Source organism: Gordonia sp. w5E2, assembly GCF_036540975.1.
Lineage (GTDB): Bacteria > Actinomycetota > Actinomycetes > Mycobacteriales > Mycobacteriaceae > Gordonia > Gordonia jacobaea.
The window spans coordinates 4,206,360-4,223,240 of the sequence record NZ_CP144213.1 but is presented as its reverse complement, the minus strand read 5'-3'; the positions used below and the strand labels follow the sequence as shown (position 1 = coordinate 4,223,240).

The following is a 16,881-nucleotide window of genomic DNA, read 5'->3' as shown; positions in this document are numbered from 1 at the left end:
CTGGACCTCCACCAATGCGCATGAACCGAAAGACAGTCTTCCGTAACCTCGCGATACTCGCGGTGCTGGTGCTCGCCCTGTGGGGCTGGAGCGCGATGCGCGATGGCGATCGCGGCTATACCGGGGTCGACACCTCTGTCGCGTTGACGCAGCTCAACACAAAGAACACCAAGTTCATCCAGATCGACGATCGCGAACAGCAGTTGCGGATCGAGACCAAGGATGCAATCAAGGTCGACGGCCAGGACGTCACGAAGATCTCGACCAAATACCCGGCTTCGGCGGGCGAGCAGGTCTTCGACTCGGTCAAGTCGACCGGGGCCGGCTATCAGACCAACGTGACGCAGCAGTCGGTGTTCTGGCAGATCATGATCTTCCTGCTGCCGATGCTGCTGCTGTTCGGACTGTTCTTCTTCGTCATGAACCGCATGCAGGGTGGCGGCAAGGGCGGCGTGATGGGCTTCGGCAAGTCCAAGGCCAAGCAGTTGTCCAAGGACATGCCCAAGACCACCTTCGCCGACGTCGCGGGTGCCGACGAGGCTGTCGAAGAGCTCTACGAGATCAAGGACTTCCTGCAGAACCCCGCGCGCTACCAGGCTCTCGGCGCCAAGATCCCGAAGGGCGTGCTGCTCTACGGTCCGCCGGGAACGGGTAAGACGTTGCTCGCGCGGGCAGTCGCGGGCGAGGCGGGCGTGCCGTTCTTCACCATCTCGGGTTCCGATTTCGTCGAGATGTTCGTCGGTGTCGGTGCGTCGCGTGTGCGTGATTTGTTCGAGCAGGCCAAGAACAACAGTCCGTGCATCATCTTCGTCGACGAGATCGACGCCGTCGGCCGTCAGCGTGGTGCTGGTCTCGGCGGTGGTCACGACGAGCGTGAGCAGACGCTGAACCAGTTGCTCGTGGAGATGGACGGCTTCGGCGACCGCTCGGGTGTGATCCTGATCGCGGCGACCAACCGTCCCGACATCCTCGACCCGGCGCTCCTGCGTCCCGGACGTTTCGACCGGCAGATTCCCGTCGGCAACCCCGACATCGCGGGTCGTCGGGCCATCCTCAAGGTGCACGCCAAGGGCAAGCCCATCGCCGAGGATGCCGATCTCGACGGTTTGGCCAAGCGCACGCCAGGAATGTCGGGCGCCGACCTCGCCAACGTCGTCAACGAAGCCGCACTGCTCGCCGCGCGCGAGAACAAGACGCAGATCACGGCGGAAATGCTCGAGGAGGCGGTCGACCGCGTCATCGGCGGACCGCGTCGCAAGAGCCGGATCATCAGCGAACACGAGAAGAAGGTCGTCGCGTACCACGAGAGTGGACACACGCTCGCCGCGTGGGCGATGCCCGATCTCGACCCGATCTACAAGGTGACGATCCTCGCGCGCGGACGAACGGGTGGTCACGCGCTCGCCGTGCCCGAGCAGGACAAAGACCTGATGACGCGTTCGGAGATGATCGCTCGTCTGGTGATGGCCATGGGCGGTCGCGCATCGGAGGAGTTGGTCTTCCACGAGCCGACGACCGGCGCGTCGTCGGACATCGACCAGGCGACCAAGATCGCACGCGCGATGGTCACCGAATACGGCATGAGCGCCAAGCTCGGCGCCGTGCGCTACGGGCAGGAGCAGGGCGATCCGTTCCTCGGCCGCAGCATGGGCGCGCAGAGTGACTACTCCGCCGAGGTCGCGAGTGAGATCGACGACGAGGTGCGCCGACTGATCGAGGCCGCACACACCGAGGCGTGGGCGATCCTGTCCGAGTACCGCGACACCCTCGACGTGCTTGCCAGTGAACTCCTCGAGAAGGAGACGCTGACGCGCAAGGATCTCGAGAACATCCTGTCCGACGTCGAAAAGCGTCCGCGGATCACGACGTTCAACGAGTTCGGCGAGCGCACCCCGAGCGACAAGCCCCCGGTGAAGACCCCGGGCGAGTTGGCCATCGAGCGCGGCGAGCCGTGGCCTCCTCCGCCGCCGGAGCCGGTGCGCGAGCCGGTCGGTGCAGGCAGTGCTCCCGCCGCCCCGGGTTACCCCGGTGGGCAGCAGCCCTACTACGGAACCCCCCATCAGGGTCAGGGTTCCTATCCGGGCCAGGGTTCGTACCCGGGTCAGGGATACGGACAGCCCTATCCGCAGCAGGGCTACCCGCAGGGTTCGCAGGGTGGCGGCACTCGCCCCGACTATGGTGCTCCGCGTGACTGGTCGGCGCCGGGTTGGCCGCCCCAATCGCAGGGGAATCCGCAGTCGCAGGGATATCCGCAGTCGCAGGGATATCCCCAGTCGCAGGGGTACCCGCAGAACGGAAACCCGAACGGCGCCAACGGAAATCAGCCAAATGGAAACCAGCCAAACGGTAATCAGCCCAACGGGTATGGCTACGGCAACGGTTCGTACGGCGGCCAGCACGGAGCGGGCAGCAACGGCGGGCAGCATCGCGATGATGCCGGCGACGGGTCGCAGCGCAACAGTTCGCACGGGGAGACCGGTTCGCACGGAGACAACCGTTCACCCGGAGACGGAGCCTGAGGGCCGGATCGATGACAATCAGCGAGGGTCACGACATCGCGACTCACGACGACGCGTCGCGTGATTTGTCGACCGGTGATGGGCGCTTCTTCGACCAGGAGCGCGCAGAGGCGGCTGTGCGAGAGTTGCTGATCGCGGTCGGCGAGGATCCCGACCGCGAGGGGTTACGGCGCACACCGACTCGCGTGGCGAATGCGTACCGCGAGATGTTCGCCGGTCTCTACACCGACCCGTCGGAGGTGCTCGCCACCATCTTCGACGAAGATCACGACGAGTTGGTGCTGGTCAAAGACATCCCGATGTACTCGACGTGCGAGCACCATCTCGTCTCGTTCCACGGTGTCGCCCACGTCGGCTACATTCCGGGCCCGACCGGCCAGGTGACCGGACTGTCGAAGTTGGCGCGCGTCGTCGACCTCTATGCCAAGCGTCCGCAGGTGCAGGAGCGGTTGACGAGCCAGATCGCCGATGCCCTGGTTGAGCGGCTCAATCCGCGCGGCGTGATCGTCGTGATCGAAGCAGAGCACTTGTGCATGGCGATGCGGGGTATCCGCAAGCCGGGCGCCCGCACGACGACGTCCGCGGTGCGCGGCATCTTCAAGACAAGCGCCGTTTCGCGCGGCGAGGCACTCGACCTCATCACCCGGTGACCGCTCACCCGGTCGCCGCCGACACGGTCGATGCCGCACGCACGAAGGTGATGGGCGTCGTCAATGTCACCGCCGACTCGTTCTCCGACGGTGGTCGCTACCTCGACCCCGACCGCGCCGTCGAACACGGTGTGCGTCTCCTCGCCGACGGCGCCGACATCATCGATGTCGGTGGTGAATCGACCCGCCCGGGTGCGGTGCGCGTCGATGAGTCCGTCGAGATCAAGCGCGTGGTTCCGGTGATCTCCGCACTTGCTGCCGAAGGCGTGCAGGTCTCGGTCGACACGATGCGCGCAGGCGTGGCGGCGGCCGCCATCGAGGCCGGGGCGACGATCGTCAACGACGTCTCGGGCGGTCGCGCAGACCCGGGCATGGCAGCGCTCCTCGCCGACGCCGGACTGCCCTGGATTCTGATGCACTGGCGTCCCGCGGCAGCCGAATCGGATGCCGGTCGACGATTCACCCACCGGGTCGACGACACGGGTGGATACCGCGACGTTGTCGCAGAGGTCAGTCGTGAACTGCTCGGCCAAGTCGACGCCGCCGTCGACGTCGGCGTCGATCCCGACAACATCATCCTCGATCCCGGTCTCGGGTTCGCCAAGACCGCACAACACAATTGGGCGCTACTGAACGCGTTGCCGACGCTGGTCGATCTCGGTTTCCCGGTGCTCGTCGGGGCGTCGCGCAAGCGCTTCCTCGGTACGCTGCTCGCCGCGGACGGCCATGATCGTGCGCCGGAGGGCCGCGAAATCGCCACGGCGTCGATCAGCGCGCTCGCCGCGGTGCACGGTGCGTGGGGAGTTCGGGTACACGACGTCGCAGCCAACCGTGATGCGGTGACTGTCGCTGCGGCGTGGCGTACAGGTGGGCGCGACCGGCACGCCGTCCGACGGGAGCATGGAGATGGCTGACCGCATCGAACTGCGCGGTCTGCGCGTGCGTGGCAACCACGGCGTCTTCGACCACGAGCGCCGTGACGGGCAGGACTTCATCATCGACGTGACGCTGTGGGCCGATCTGCGTGCTGCTGCGGCGTCGGACGATCTGGCCGACACCATCGACTACGGATCGCTCGCACAGCAGGTCCACGACGTCGTCGCTGGTGGCCCGCGCAATCTGATCGAGGCCGTCGGCGGGGAGATCGCGGAGAAGATCATGCTCGACGACCGCATCCACGCCTGCGAGGTGGTGGTGCACAAGCCGTCCGCGCCGATCCCGCTGGATTTCGCCGACGTCGCCGTCGTGACCCGACGCTCTCGCAAGTCGGCCGGTGGTGTCCGGTGACTCGCGCCGTGCTGTCCGCAGGTACCAATCTCGGCGACCGCGAGGCCCGGCTTCGCGAGGTCGTCGACGCATTCGCCGACGACCTCGTCGCGGCGTCGAGCATCTATTCGACGGCCCCGTGGGGCGGCGTCGAACAACCCGACTTCTACAACATCACGCTGATCGTCGACGCCCCGATCTCGGCGCGCGACTGGTTGGAGCGGGGCTTCGAACTCGAACGCGCTGCCGATAGGACCCGTGATATTCGTTGGGGCCCGAGGACACTCGACGTCGACGTGATCTGTGCGACCGACGCAGACGGACAGCCGATCACCAGCGACGACGAGGTGCTGACGCTGCCACATCCGCGTGCCGCCGACCGGGCCTTCGTACTCGTTCCGTGGCTGGAGATCGAACCCGACGCGACGCTGTGGACGCCCGACGGTGTCCGGTTCGTCGTCGACCTGGTTGCGGCGCTACCCGCGAGTGAACGCGCGGGCGTGCATCGACTGTCCGCGCGTCCCGGGAACTCGCAGCCGGGCCGACCTGGGAGTGAGGTGTCGAGGTGACCGTCCCGCAGCCGTCGACGCCACCGGAGTCCGACGAACCCGGCCTGGGTCCGACGCGACCACGCGATCTGTTGATCATCGCGGTCTTCGTCGCCGTGGTCTCGTGGATTCTGGTGCGCTACAACTACTCGGCGCTGCCCCCGCTGCCGCTGCTTGCTGGAATCGTTCTCTACGTGCTCGCCGCGATCGAGACGGCGATGGCTTTCGTGGTGCGCGCACGTGTCGCCGACCGTCAGGTGGGTCGGGCGCGCGGGCAGTTGCACCCGCTGACGGCGGCGCGTGTGCTCGCCCTGGCGAAGGCGTCCGCGATCCTCGGCGCTGTGGCCGTCGGCGTGTGGGTGGGGATGCTGGTGTTCCTGTGGAGTCAGCACGGCGTGAATGCCGCCGAGCACGACAGACCCGGCGCGATCGTGGGCGCCTTCGGCGGACTCGCGCTCGTCGGTGCGGCGCTGTGGCTCGAGTACTGCTGCCGGGCACCCGATGACCCGACCGACCAGCCGACGCAGCCGCGGGCAGACGGTCATCCCGGACCCGCGTGACTTGCATGTGTGACGCGATCGGACGACTTCTTAGGGGTCCAATCGTGACTCTCCGCACCAGCCTGGCGGTCGTGGCGGCTGTCAGAGGGTAAGTTCACGATCATGACGACCTCGACTGGCCGTGCCGCCGACACACGCCGTTCCGGTCGCGTCGGGCAGTGGTTGGTGGGTCTCCTGATCGTGCTGGCCGTTGTGGCCAGCGTGCTGATGCTCTTCACTGATCAAATCTCGGTGCTCGGATCGCTGGCGGTGATCGCTGCGCTGTGGGCGGCGGTGATCGCGGCGATTCTTGTCACGCGCTACCGCAGGCAGGCCGAAAGCGCCGAGAGCAAGAGCCGCGACCTGCGCCTGGTGTACGAACTGCAACTCGAGCGCGAGATCGCCGCGCGCAGGCAGTACGAGCTCGACGTCGAGTCGACGATTCGCAAGGAGATCAGCGACGAAGCCGGCGTCGAACTGGCCGAACTCAAGGCGCAGGTGCTCGCACTGCGATCGAGCCTCGAGATGCTGCTGGGTGAGTCGCTGCCCGATCAGCGCGCGGCTCTTCCCAACGAGAAGCTGCGTGAGCTGGCTTCGGGCCTCGGTGGTCTCGGCGCCGAGTCGGGTCAATCCCATACCGGGTACGGCAACGGGGGTTACGGCGACTCGGGCTATTCCGGCGGGTACGGCACGACCGACTACACCGCTCACGACGACGGCGCCGTTGCCGCGCGCGACTTCGAGCAGACCGCTCCCGGTGCTGAGCATCGTCGACGCGACTCCCGCCCGTTCGACGCTCCGCGACGTTTCGGGACCGACGTCGACCCCAACGAACTGACCGAAGTGCTCCCGGTGGTTCCGGGTGACGCCCCCATCTCCGGGCGCATCGCCGCCGAGGTCCCGCTCGACGACATCCACGCCGAAGACACAGCCGTCGAGTACGGGGCGGTTGAGTATGGCGCGGTGGAGTATGCGGCCGTCGAGGACGTAAGCGCCGACGAGGTCGAGACGGTCGCTGTCGACGAGGAGCTTGCGGCGCAAGCTGAGGCCGACCAGCAGAACGTTGGCCCAGAAGGATCGGGCACAGAAGGATCGGGCACAGAAGGATTGGGCGCAGCGGGATCGGGCCCAGAATTCGGCCCGGAGGATTTCGGTGCAGAAGAGGTGAGGGCTGACGAGGTCGTCGTCGACGTGGTCGACGAACAGCCGCGGGCGCCCTACACCTCGGGATACGACGAGGAACCCCCTGCAGGATCGACCTCGGCGTCACCGTTCTCCGGCGGGTTCTATGTCCCCACTGCGGAGACGACTCCTTCAGCCGCCGACACCGTCGCGGCGCCGGAGCAGGAGGCCCAGGCTGAGACGGCAACGTCGGCGCCCGAGTCCGGTGACTCCGAAACGGTCGACACCCCTGACTCCGCGGCGGGTCGGCACGAGACCGGCGACGGTGCGCCCGCGAGTACCTACAGCGGTGGCCGACGACGTCGTGAGGACGATGAGGACCACGACGCCGCGCATACCGCTGGACTGCCCGTCGCAGAGCTGCTCAATCAGCTTCGCCAGTCTCCCGGTGGCAGTGGCGGCGGACGTCGTCGTCGCGAGGACTGACTTTCCCCTTCCGTCGACCTGGTCAGAGCCGTCGAGCGTCTCACCCGTGTCGTCGACGATCCGCTTGGGTGACCCGCCTCACAGGCATTGGCCCGACGATGCGTCGAGCGCCTAGCATTGCGGTGCACGTCCGGTACCCACGCTGCAGTTGGGACTGGAACGATCTGGGAGGACACCGGTGACCTCACCGAACGGCGATCCCGCCGTGTCGAATCAGCCACCCCGCGACGCGGGGCGAGCAGGCCATTCCGGATCCTTCTCCGCCGAATTCGCAGGGGTCAGCAATCTGCCGACACCCGCGCGCCTGACTATCGGCATCATTTCGGCGGGACGTGTCGGAACCGCACTCGGCGAGGCACTCGAACGCGCAGGCCACGTGGTTGGAGCGGTCGTGGCCAGGTCGCCGCAGTCTCGACGCCGCGCCGCCCAACGACTTCCCGAATCGCAGATTCTCGATCTTCCCGACGTGGTCGCCCGCTCGGAGCTCCTGATCATCGCCGTACCCGACGACCGCATCTCCGACGTTGTCGCGGAGATCGTGGACAGCGGACGGCTGCGTCCTCGGACGCTCGTCGTACATACGGCGGGCGCGCACGGCGTCGACATCTTGGCGCCCCTCACCGCGCTCGGGGCGCTTCCGCTCGCCATTCATCCCGCGATGACGTTCGTCGGAACCGACGACGACACCGCCCGACTGCCGCAGGCTTGCTTTGGCGTCACCGCTTCCGACGAGGTGGGTCTCGCGATAGCGTCGGCCCTCGTGCTCGAGATGGGCGGTGAGCCTGTCCGGATCGCCGAGGCCGACCGCACGCTCTACCACGCAGCACTCGCGCACGGTGCCAATCATCTCGTCGCACTTGTCAGTGATGCGGTCGTGGCGATGAACGCGGCCATCGAGGGCGGTGCGGGGGAGTCCGGCCGTGACGCGGCAACAGTCGACGGATCTTCGGAACGGTTGGCCGAACGCATTCTCGCGCCGCTTCTGACGGCAGCTCTGCACAATGTGCTCGACCTCGGTCCCTCCGCGCTGACCGGCCCCGTGGCGAGGGGCGACGCGCAGGCCGTCGCAGACCACCTCGACGCTCTCCGAGCACTACCCGGCGGTCATCGACCGGACGCCATCGCCGAGGCGTATCGCATCCTTGCGCGCCGGGCAGCCGCATACACCGACGCACCCGCACCGCTCCTCGACGTATTGGAGCAGTGAGTGAACACCGAACAGATGTCGACAGATGTTGTGATGCACGGCCTTTCGAGCCGTATCGGAGGAGAACGATGACCGCGCCGCTGAGTCCAGACGCCTACGCCCGAGGTGAACTGACGGTGCATCGCGACCCTGCGACGCTGCACCGGGTGAGCCAGGCGTTGCGTCGCGCGGGTAAGCGCGTGGCGTTGGTGCCGACGATGGGTGCGCTCCACGCGGGCCACTTGCAGTTGATCGACGCCGCCAAGAGCGTCGGCAATGTGGTGGTCATCGTGTCGATCTTCGTCAACCCGCTGCAGTTCGGCGAGAGCGAAGACCTCGACGCATACCCGCGGACGTTCGACGACGACGTCGAGCTGTTGCGTTCCGCCGGTGTGGAATTGGTGTTCGCGCCGACCGTCGACGACATGTACCCACTCGGGCCGCGCACCACGATCGTGCCGGGACCGGCAGGGGACATCCTCGACGGCGCCGTGCGCCCGGGGCATTTCGCGGGGATGCTGACCGTGGTGTGCAAACTCCTCAACATCGCGGCACCGCACGCCGCGTTCTTCGGGGAGAAGGACTACCAGCAGTTGGTGTTGATCGCGCAGATGGTCGCCGACCTCAACCTCGACGTCGACATCGTCGGGGTGCCGACGGTGCGCGAGGCTGACGGCCTGGCATTGTCGTCGCGCAACCGCTACCTGACACCGGAGCAGCGTGAGGTCGCGACCACGCTGTCTGCGGCGCTCACCGCGGGAGCTCACGCCGCTCCCGGCGGCAAGGATGCGATTCTCGCTGCCGCACAAGCGGTTTTGGCGACGTCGCCGGACATCGAACTCGACTATCTCGCGCTGCGTGACCGCGCCCTCGGCGAAGCGCCCGACAAGGGCGACGGACGCCTGCTGGTCGCCGCCCGCCTCGGCGCCGCGCGGCTGATCGACAACGTCGGCGTATCGATCGGCATCGAGCCCGAGGACATCGGGAATCCCGATGCGTACTGACCCGCACCGGCTTTCGCTGATCGAGCGCCGTTCCTCGCTGATCGAGCGCCACTCTTCGCTGATCGAGCGTCGTTCCTCGCTGATCGAGCTTGTCGAGATCACTCCCGCGCTGATCGAGCGCCGCCCCGCGCTGATCGAGCGCCGTTCCCCGCTGATCGAGCTAGTCGAGATCACGCCCCCACAGACTCTGCAGCCCGCCCGCAATGCACGCCAACACAGAGGAATGACAGCATGTTTCGCACCATGATGACGTCGAAGATCCACCGGGCGACCGTCACTCAGGCCGATCTGCACTACGTCGGGTCGGTGACCATCGACGCCGACCTGCTCGACGCCGCGGACCTTCTCGAAGGTGAACAGGTCACCATCGTCGACATCACCAACGGCGCCCGTCTCGAGACCTATGCGATCGCGGGCGACCGCGGTACGGGCGTCATCGGGATCAACGGCGCGGCAGCACATCTCGTTCATCCCGGTGATCTGGTGATCATCATCGCCTACGGGATCCTCGACGAAGCGGAAGTGCGGGCCTACAGCCCGCACGTGGTCTTCGTCGACGAGGCCAACCGCGTCGTCGAGAACGGCACAGATCCCGCGCACGCACCAGAAGGATCAGGACTACTCGACCCCCGCCACCCCGAAACTGACTCGGCGCGAACCGACTTCGCAGATTCAACGGTCTAGGTCGTCGATGCTGCTCGCCGTCGAGGTCGGGAACACGAACATCCATCTCGGGGTGTTCGCGGGGTCGGGTGAGCACGCCACCCTGGTGCGGGACTGGCGGATTCACACCGACCCGCACCTGACCGCCGACGAACTCGCGATGGCTATTCGCGGCCTACTCGGCGGCGACATCGAGCAGATCACCGGCGTGGCCGCGTTGTCGACGGTGCCGGCGTTGTTGCGCGAGCTCCGTGTCATGGTCTCGCGCTACTACGACGGCGTCCATCACGTGCTCCTCGAACCGGGTGTGCGCACCGGGGTTCCGCTGCTCGTCGACAATCCCAAAGAGGTCGGCACTGATCGTGTTGCCAATTGTCTTGCCGCGCACCATATCTACGGCGGACCGTGCATCGTCGTCGCATTCGGCACGGCCACAGTTGTCGACGCGGTGTCTGCGAAGGGCGAGTTCCTCGGCGGTGCCATCGCACCCGGAGTGAACCTCGGCGTCGAGGCCCTCGCCGAGCACACGGTCACAGTTCGCCGCGTCGAGCTCATGCCTCCGCGCAGCGTGTTGGGCAAGAACACCGTCGAAGCGTTGCAGTCGGGAATCCTGTACGGATTCGCCGGGCAGGTCGACGGACTCGTCGACCGGGTGCGCGGCACCGTCGACGGCTTCGACGGCCGGGATCTGACAGTCGTGGCCACCGGGTCGCTGGCGCCGCTGATCTTCCCGGAGAGCCGCACGCTCACCACGCACCACTCATATCTGACTCTCGAGGGGCTACGCCTGGTGTCCGAGCGGGCCAAACAGCAGGGCCGTGGGCGCGGGACCCGCTGACCTGGCACGCCCAGCGCGGCGTCGAACTTCTTCTTTTTGCGCGCCGCAAGCACAAAACTCCCGCAGGCCTGGCCCGCGGCGGTGCACTGTGGCAAACTTGTCGCCGTGATCAAGAGCTGTCAGGAGTGTTGTCAGGGCTGAGTCCGCATCATGCGGCCGCCCTTCGTCGACGCCCCCGCTCGTTTCGATCACTCTCGAGGTTTCTCTCATGACCGCATCACCGCTGGTTAACGCACTGGTCCAGGTTCACTCTTTCGCACAGGCGCCGGTCACACAGCCCGTCCCCGACGTTCCGCTCTCGCTTCAGCCCACGGCCTACCGCGCCGCGATCGCTGCAGGAGCAGTGCCGGTCGACATCCGCAGTCACCGCAAGCGCAGGCTCGACGGCGCGCTGCTCGGTGCGCTGGCGGTCGACGCCGCGGAAGCGCTCGACCTGCTGACCCCCGGCTCACCGACCTCGCTGCGCACGGCAACCGCCGATCGGCGCTGGGTCGTCGTGAGCGACGACGGCCACGAGGCCGAGTGGCTGGCCTGGCACCTGCAGGCACGCGGTGTCAGTGGTGCTGTGTTCGTCGTCGGCGGGTTCCGCGGCCTGCGTCGCGACGGCATCAACGGCCAGATCAGCGCGGGCGAACTGGCGGTCTTCTCCGCGCACTGAGGGTCCGTCTCCTGTGGGAATCGGCCATCCGGCGTCATTTCGGTCATGCTTTCACGCCACTTGCCGAACCATCGTGTGACCTGGATAACATGGCCAGGTGCGGCGTGGCAGTGCGGTTTCATCGCGTCTTTCGCCGCGAGCACTGGAGGACGTGGGAGTAGACATGGCACGTGGGGCGTCGGGGCGGCCGTCGGCTCCTGATCCGATCGCCTTCACCACCGATGGGCTCGGTGTCGAATCCGCGGCCCGGTGGGAGGAGTTCACCAGCAGTACCTTTCTGCCGCTGCACGCCAAAGTCCTCGGTGACGAGCGACTCGATGCAACGGGAACGGTGGCCGAGGTCGGTTCGCTGCGTGTCATGTCGTTGCGAATGGGGTCCCACATCGTCGAGATGTCGGGCAGATTTGTATCCGACGATGGTGTGCCCGCCACGCTGATCACGATCACCCTCAAAGGCCATACTTTCCTGTTCACCGACGGCCAAACCCACTTCGCCACGGTCGATCGGTTGTTGGTCACGAGCCTCGAGCGCCCGTTCGTCAGTGGCTTCGGCGAGGACACCGAAGCTCTGGCCGTCGTCGTTCCGACGCCACTTCTGCAACGATCGACGGGTGTGCCAATCGGATTCACTCCGCGGGTCATCGACATCGGCAACAATTTCGCCGGTGCCGCTTTGAGAACGCGATTGATTGCCGCGACGAGCGATCAGGCGGCCGAGTCGCTCGCGGAGGACGACCTGGTGGAGCTCATCTCCGCTGTCCTCTCTCCGCGACCGGAGCCAGCCGTCCACAATCATTTTGACCGAGCACGTGACTACATCGCGGCCAATCTGTCCGATCCAGGTCTGACCGCACCACATGTGGCACGTGCTGTCGGGATCAGCGAACGGCACCTGTCCCGGATCTTCGCCGAGGCGCACACCAGTGTGCCCAAATATGTTCGTGAGCAACGTCTTCTGCGCTCCAGGGGGATGTTGCTCCAAGCCGACGACGGTTTGACCGTGGCACAGATCGCGGTTCGCTGCGGTTTCGGCTCGGTCGGAAACTTCTCGCGCACGTACCACGCCAGGTTCGGGAACAGGCCCGACGACATATTGCGCGACAACGCACTTCGCCGTGCACTTCGGGGCGATGGGTGAACGAGCAAGTCGTGGAACGGCTTTGGAATTCGGTCAACGCCCTCCGGTGATCAGACATCGCGGCTGATTTCGGCCAACCTCGCCGCATCTCCTTTCATTACCGATGTGCGCCGCATCACACTCGAGAACAGAAGCGAGCCGCCACCGTCACTGGTGTCGGCCGTGGGTCTCAATCAGAGGAGTGTCGATGACCGTCATTGATTCCACCAAAACGTCTGTGCGGAAGCAGATCCCGGTCCCCGAGCCAGGACTGACCGTTGACGACTTCTTGGCTCGTGCGCGTGGGTTGAGGGACAGGCTGCGCGAGGAGCAAGCCGAAACCGAGCGACGCACCCGCTACTCGCCGGAGCTGCACGAGGAGTTCAGGCGGCTCGGCTTTTACCGGATGCTGCAGCCGGCTGCTCTGGGCGGCTACGAACTGTCGATTCAAGACTTCCTGCGCGTCGTCGTCGAAATCGGTCGCGGATGTCCTTCGACAGCATGGTGTTTGTGCCTGGGCTCGGCCCACGTGGTCAACCTTGCCGGGCTGTTCGATGCCGACGTTCAAGCCGAGGCCATGGGCGCCGACGGACATTTCATCGCGCCCTCCCGCGTGGTGCCCTCGGTGACCGCGACGCCGGTGGACGGTGGTTGGGAACTCAACGGGCTCTGGGACTACTGCTCAGGCGTGCCCTACTCGACACACGTTTTCAATGCGGTGATGATCATGCCCGCCGACGGCGGTCGTCCCCATCCGGGGCTGGCGCTGGTACCGCGCGACAAGTACGAGATCCTCGACGACTGGGGCACGTTGATCGGCCTCAAGGGCAGCGGTTCCAACTCGGTCAAGGTCGACCACTGCGTCGTCGACCATGGATACGTCCTCGACATCGATATCAACGCCATTCGTCCGGATCAGACCTATGGGCTTGAGCTGTATGGCAATCCGATGTACATCGGGCCGATCCAGCCGTTCTTCTTCGCCGAATTGCTCGCCGTCGCATTGGGAATGACCAAGGCGATGTTCGACGAGTTCGCGGCGACGATGCCGGTGAAGAAGACGATGTGGCCACCGATGGCTGTCCGCGCAGAGGACTCGTTCTATCGGCAGTGGTACGGCGAGGCAACCACCCTGATCGATCAGGCTGAAGCCTGCCTGCTCAGCGTCACCGCCTCCTACACCCAACTGTGCGCCGAGTCGGCGGCGACCGGCAGGCCGGTCACCATTGCCGAGAATCAGCGCTTGGTCTCGCTGGCCATCCAGGCTGGCAAGGTGCTCACCGAAGCGATGGATCTGATGGCTCGTGTGACCGGGTCCAGCGCGATGAAGGATGGCACACGCACACAACGTTATTGGCGAGACTTCACCATGTACCGCAGCCACGTCGCGCAGACCATTCGCGAAGCCACCGCCAGCGGATACGCCGTTGCCGCACTCGCAGAGGCGAACGCCTGATGCGCGCGGCACTCTGGCACGGAAACGGCCGCCACGTCGAGGTCGACGATGTGAACCTGCCCGCTCCCGGCCCGCACGAAGTGGTTGTCGACACCACCGCGGTGGTCGCCTGCATCACCGACGTCATCGCCTTCGACAATCCCCCGTTCCCGCCCGGCGCACACATCCCGCAGATCCCCGGTCACGGGGGTGTGGGCATCGTGTCTGCCGTGGGCTCCGACGTCAGTCGGGTACGCGTGGGCGACACCGTGCTCGCATCGGCCAATCCGTGGTGCGGTGTCTGCTACGCATGTCTACGCGATCGGCCGGACATGTGCGGCGAGCTGACCTTCCTCGGGCCCGAGATCGAGCTCGCCAGAACGGGTTCCACGGTCGCGCACTCCTACCTCGGGTCCTACGCCGAACAGATGCTGACCAGGGAAATCCAGGTGGTGCCGCTGACCACAGGTCTATCCCATCAGGCGCTGGCCGTCCTGGCCGACGGCGGTGCAGGTGGCGTAGGTGGAGCGTTCAACGTCGCGCCGGTCACCGCGGGAGCCAGCGTCGCGGTCGTCGGGTGTGGCATGACGGGGCTCGCATACCTGCAGAGCGCGCGTGTTCTCGGAGCAGAAACGATCATCGCCATCGATCCGCTGGCGCATCGTCGGGAAATTGCCGAAAAGTTCGGCGCCACACACACCTTCGACGCCAATGATCCCGACCTCGTCGAGAAGGTCAAAGAGGTGGCCGGCAGCTATCCGGCTCTCTTCGGCGACAAGCGCGGCGTCGAGTTCGCTTTCGAGGCCTCGGGTGAGGCGACCGCGATGGGTACCGCCATGGCGATCACGCGCCCGACGGGTCACGTCGTCCTCGCCAGCGTCACCAAGGACTTCCTCACTGCGACACTGCCGATCAGCGCGTTCGACGCAGCGATGAACGGCAAACAGATTCACGGCTGCCAGTGGGGACAGACCAACCTGTTGCGTGACATCCCGGTGTGGACGGGGCTTCTCGAACGCGGTGAATTGGACTTCGATTCAATGGTTTCGACCACTGTGGGCCTCGACGCCATCGACGGCGTCCTCAATCAGGTGGCCGACTGCGAGGTCGTCGCAGCTGTTGTGGAGCCGCGACGATGACCGCGCTCGACATCAGGGCAGGTGCCGCTCGCCCAACTCGCGACCCGTTCGATTCGGATCTGTTCCGCGACGTTCTCGGGCGATTCTGTTCCGGCGTCGTGGTGATCACCGCTTCCAGGAGCGGGGAGAACGTCGGCATGACCTGCCAGTCATTCATGAGCATGTCGCTGGACCCACCGCTGGTGGCTTTCGCGCCTGCGGCCACGTCGTCGACCTATCCTGCGATCCGGGATAGCGGGTCGTTCGCGGTGAACGTGCTGTCCAGCACGCAATCGGCGACCGCGCTGGGTTTCGCACGCCGCGGCATCGACCGATTCGCGCTTGCGCCATGGCATCTCGGTGAAACCGGCGCACCGCTGCTCGACGACGCGGTCGCCCACATCGAGTGCGAGCTGTACGCCGAGCACATCGTCGGTGACCACTTCCTATCCGTCGGACGAGTAGTTGCCCTTGACGGCCATCCCGACGCCGAGCCGTTGCTGTTCTTCCGCAGCGCTTTCGGCGCCTGGAGCGCCGCATCACACAGCGCCACACCAAAACAGGAGTCGTCATGAGTGTTTCCGTCACCGACCCCGCCGCCGACGAATCGGCAGGCCCATCACGCACGGTGCGCGCCGCGGTCGCCGCCACCATCGGCGCGCCATTGAAAGTCGAGGAGGTGGAGATCGGCGCACCGGCCGCAGGCGAACTCCGGATCGACCTGGCCGCGAGCGGTATCTGCCACACCGATCTCAGCGCGCGCGACGGACAGTTTCCGGCACAGTTCCCGATCGTCCTCGGCCATGAGGGAACCGGATCCGTCACAGCGGTGGGTGAGGGAGTCGACGATGTGCGTATCGGTGATCGGGTGGTGCTGACCATTGATCACTGCGGACATTGCCGAAGCTGCGATCGCGGTCGGTACTGGGCGTGCGCCAACGCCTTCGGGATGAACATCGCAGGCGGTCGACCCGACGGCACAACGGCGTTCTCTCTGGACGGCAGCCCGATCCACTCGCACTGGTTCGGTCAATCCTCCTTTGCTGCAACGATTCTTGCGCCCCGCTCGACTGCGATCGTCGTCGCCGATGACGTGCCGGCAGAGGTCGCGGCGCCGCTGGGATGCGGCATCATCACCGGCGCCGGGCCGGTCCTTCATCCCCAGACCACCCGCCCGATGGACAGCCTGGCGGTATTCGGCTTGGGCACCGTCGGTCTCGGAGCCGTGATGGCGGCCCGGATTCGTGGCATCGACCGGGTGATCGGTGTGGACCCGGTCGCCTCGCGGCGCGAGCTGGCCCTCGAGCTCGGTGCCACCGACGTCATCGATCCGTCGGCATCGGATTCCGTCGAAGAGATTCAGCGCATCACCGGTGGCGGCGCCGACCAGACGCTCGAAACCAGCGGTGCGGCAGGAGTTCTCGACGTCGCGATGGCGGCGACGATCACCGGCGGACACTGCGGTGTGATCGGCGCGCCGCCACCGGGCACCGCGTTCACGACCGATGTCACCATGTTCATCGCCCGCAATATCTCCATCTCCGGTGTGGCGATCGGCGACTGCGACGCGAACCAGGTGATACCCGAACTCGTCGACCATTGGCGCAACGGTGATCTGCCGGTGGAACGGCTGGTCACCACCTTCGATATGGACGCGATCAACGATGCGATCGCCGCGGCCAAGAGCGGCCGAGTCATCAAGCCGGTCATCGTGTTCTGACGGATTTCGTCT

18 protein-coding genes are annotated in these 16,881 nt (G+C 66.1%); all 18 read left to right on the top strand.

Annotated features, from left to right (window positions below; translation table 11 throughout):
- Positions 1-20 precede the first annotated feature (20 nt).
- On the top strand, positions 21-2,519 hold the full coding sequence (gene ftsH / locus RND64_RS19075) for an ATP-dependent zinc metalloprotease FtsH (RefSeq protein ID WP_197494456.1): 2,499 nt from the start codon (positions 21-23) through the stop codon (positions 2,517-2,519).
- 11 nt (positions 2,520-2,530) lie between these two features.
- On the top strand, positions 2,531-3,169 hold the full coding sequence (gene folE, locus RND64_RS19070; protein ID WP_064864196.1) for a GTP cyclohydrolase I FolE: 639 nt from the start codon (positions 2,531-2,533) through the stop codon (positions 3,167-3,169).
- A 50-nt stretch (positions 3,170-3,219) separates the two neighbouring features.
- On the top strand, positions 3,220-4,083 hold the full coding sequence (folP, locus tag RND64_RS19065) for a dihydropteroate synthase (protein ID WP_049700102.1): 864 nt from the start codon (positions 3,220-3,222) through the stop codon (positions 4,081-4,083).
- Positions 4,076-4,456: a dihydroneopterin aldolase gene (gene folB / locus RND64_RS19060; RefSeq protein WP_064864298.1), complete on the top strand. Its 381-nt coding sequence runs from the start codon at positions 4,076-4,078 to the stop codon at positions 4,454-4,456. Before folP ends, folB begins: the two co-directional genes overlap by 8 nt.
- The gene (gene folK / locus RND64_RS19055; RefSeq protein WP_064864198.1) at positions 4,453-5,004 is read left to right on the top strand and encodes a 2-amino-4-hydroxy-6-hydroxymethyldihydropteridine diphosphokinase; all 552 of its coding nucleotides are present in this window, start codon (positions 4,453-4,455) and stop codon (positions 5,002-5,004) included. Before folB ends, folK begins: the two co-directional genes overlap by 4 nt.
- On the top strand, positions 5,001-5,543 hold the full coding sequence (locus RND64_RS19050) for a DUF3180 domain-containing protein (protein ID WP_049699949.1): 543 nt from the start codon (positions 5,001-5,003) through the stop codon (positions 5,541-5,543). Before folK ends, RND64_RS19050 begins: the two co-directional genes overlap by 4 nt.
- A gap of 102 nt (positions 5,544-5,645) precedes the next feature.
- Positions 5,646-7,130, top strand: a complete 1,485-nt coding sequence (locus RND64_RS19045) for a DUF6779 domain-containing protein (protein WP_064864200.1) — start codon at positions 5,646-5,648, stop codon at positions 7,128-7,130.
- Between the two features lie 178 nt (positions 7,131-7,308).
- On the top strand, positions 7,309-8,337 hold the full coding sequence (locus RND64_RS19040; protein ID WP_049699947.1) for a Rossmann-like and DUF2520 domain-containing protein: 1,029 nt from the start codon (positions 7,309-7,311) through the stop codon (positions 8,335-8,337).
- 68 nt (positions 8,338-8,405) lie between these two features.
- Complete coding sequence (panC, locus tag RND64_RS19035; RefSeq protein WP_064864202.1) at positions 8,406-9,320, top strand: pantoate--beta-alanine ligase; 915 nt, start codon at positions 8,406-8,408, stop codon at positions 9,318-9,320.
- Positions 9,310-9,567, top strand: a complete 258-nt coding sequence (locus RND64_RS19030; RefSeq protein WP_064864204.1) for a hypothetical protein — start codon at positions 9,310-9,312, stop codon at positions 9,565-9,567. The genes panC and RND64_RS19030 overlap by 11 nt, the downstream gene beginning before the upstream one ends.
- Positions 9,552-10,004, top strand: coding sequence for an aspartate 1-decarboxylase (gene panD / locus RND64_RS19025; protein WP_049699944.1), 453 nt, complete (start codon positions 9,552-9,554; stop codon positions 10,002-10,004). Before RND64_RS19030 ends, panD begins: the two co-directional genes overlap by 16 nt.
- A 7-nt stretch (positions 10,005-10,011) precedes the next feature.
- Positions 10,012-10,821, top strand: coding sequence for a type III pantothenate kinase (locus RND64_RS19020; RefSeq protein ID WP_064864206.1), 810 nt, complete (start codon positions 10,012-10,014; stop codon positions 10,819-10,821).
- Positions 10,822-11,029: 208 nt separating this feature from the next.
- Positions 11,030-11,479: a hypothetical protein gene (locus tag RND64_RS19015; protein ID WP_049699942.1), complete on the top strand. Its 450-nt coding sequence runs from the start codon at positions 11,030-11,032 to the stop codon at positions 11,477-11,479.
- A 163-nt stretch (positions 11,480-11,642) separates the two neighbouring features.
- Entirely contained in the window at positions 11,643-12,617 is a 975-nt protein-coding gene (locus tag RND64_RS19010; protein WP_049699941.1) for an AraC family transcriptional regulator, read from the top strand.
- 187 nt (positions 12,618-12,804) lie between these two features.
- Positions 12,805-14,052 carry an acyl-CoA dehydrogenase family protein gene (locus RND64_RS19005; protein ID WP_160318053.1) on the top strand — a complete coding sequence of 416 codons (1,248 nt, stop codon included), beginning with the start codon at positions 12,805-12,807 and terminating at the stop codon, positions 14,050-14,052.
- Positions 14,052-15,170 (top strand): zinc-binding dehydrogenase, encoded by a 1,119-nt coding sequence (locus RND64_RS19000; RefSeq protein ID WP_049699939.1) that lies wholly within the window; start codon positions 14,052-14,054, stop codon positions 15,168-15,170. Before RND64_RS19005 ends, RND64_RS19000 begins: the two co-directional genes overlap by 1 nt.
- Positions 15,167-15,724, top strand: coding sequence for a flavin reductase family protein (locus RND64_RS18995; protein WP_049699938.1), 558 nt, complete (start codon positions 15,167-15,169; stop codon positions 15,722-15,724). The genes RND64_RS19000 and RND64_RS18995 overlap by 4 nt, the downstream gene beginning before the upstream one ends.
- A complete protein-coding gene (locus RND64_RS18990) occupies positions 15,721-16,869 on the top strand; it encodes an NAD(P)-dependent alcohol dehydrogenase (protein WP_049699937.1) in 1,149 nt (382 codons plus the stop codon). Before RND64_RS18995 ends, RND64_RS18990 begins: the two co-directional genes overlap by 4 nt.
- Positions 16,870-16,881: the final 12 nt, after the last annotated feature.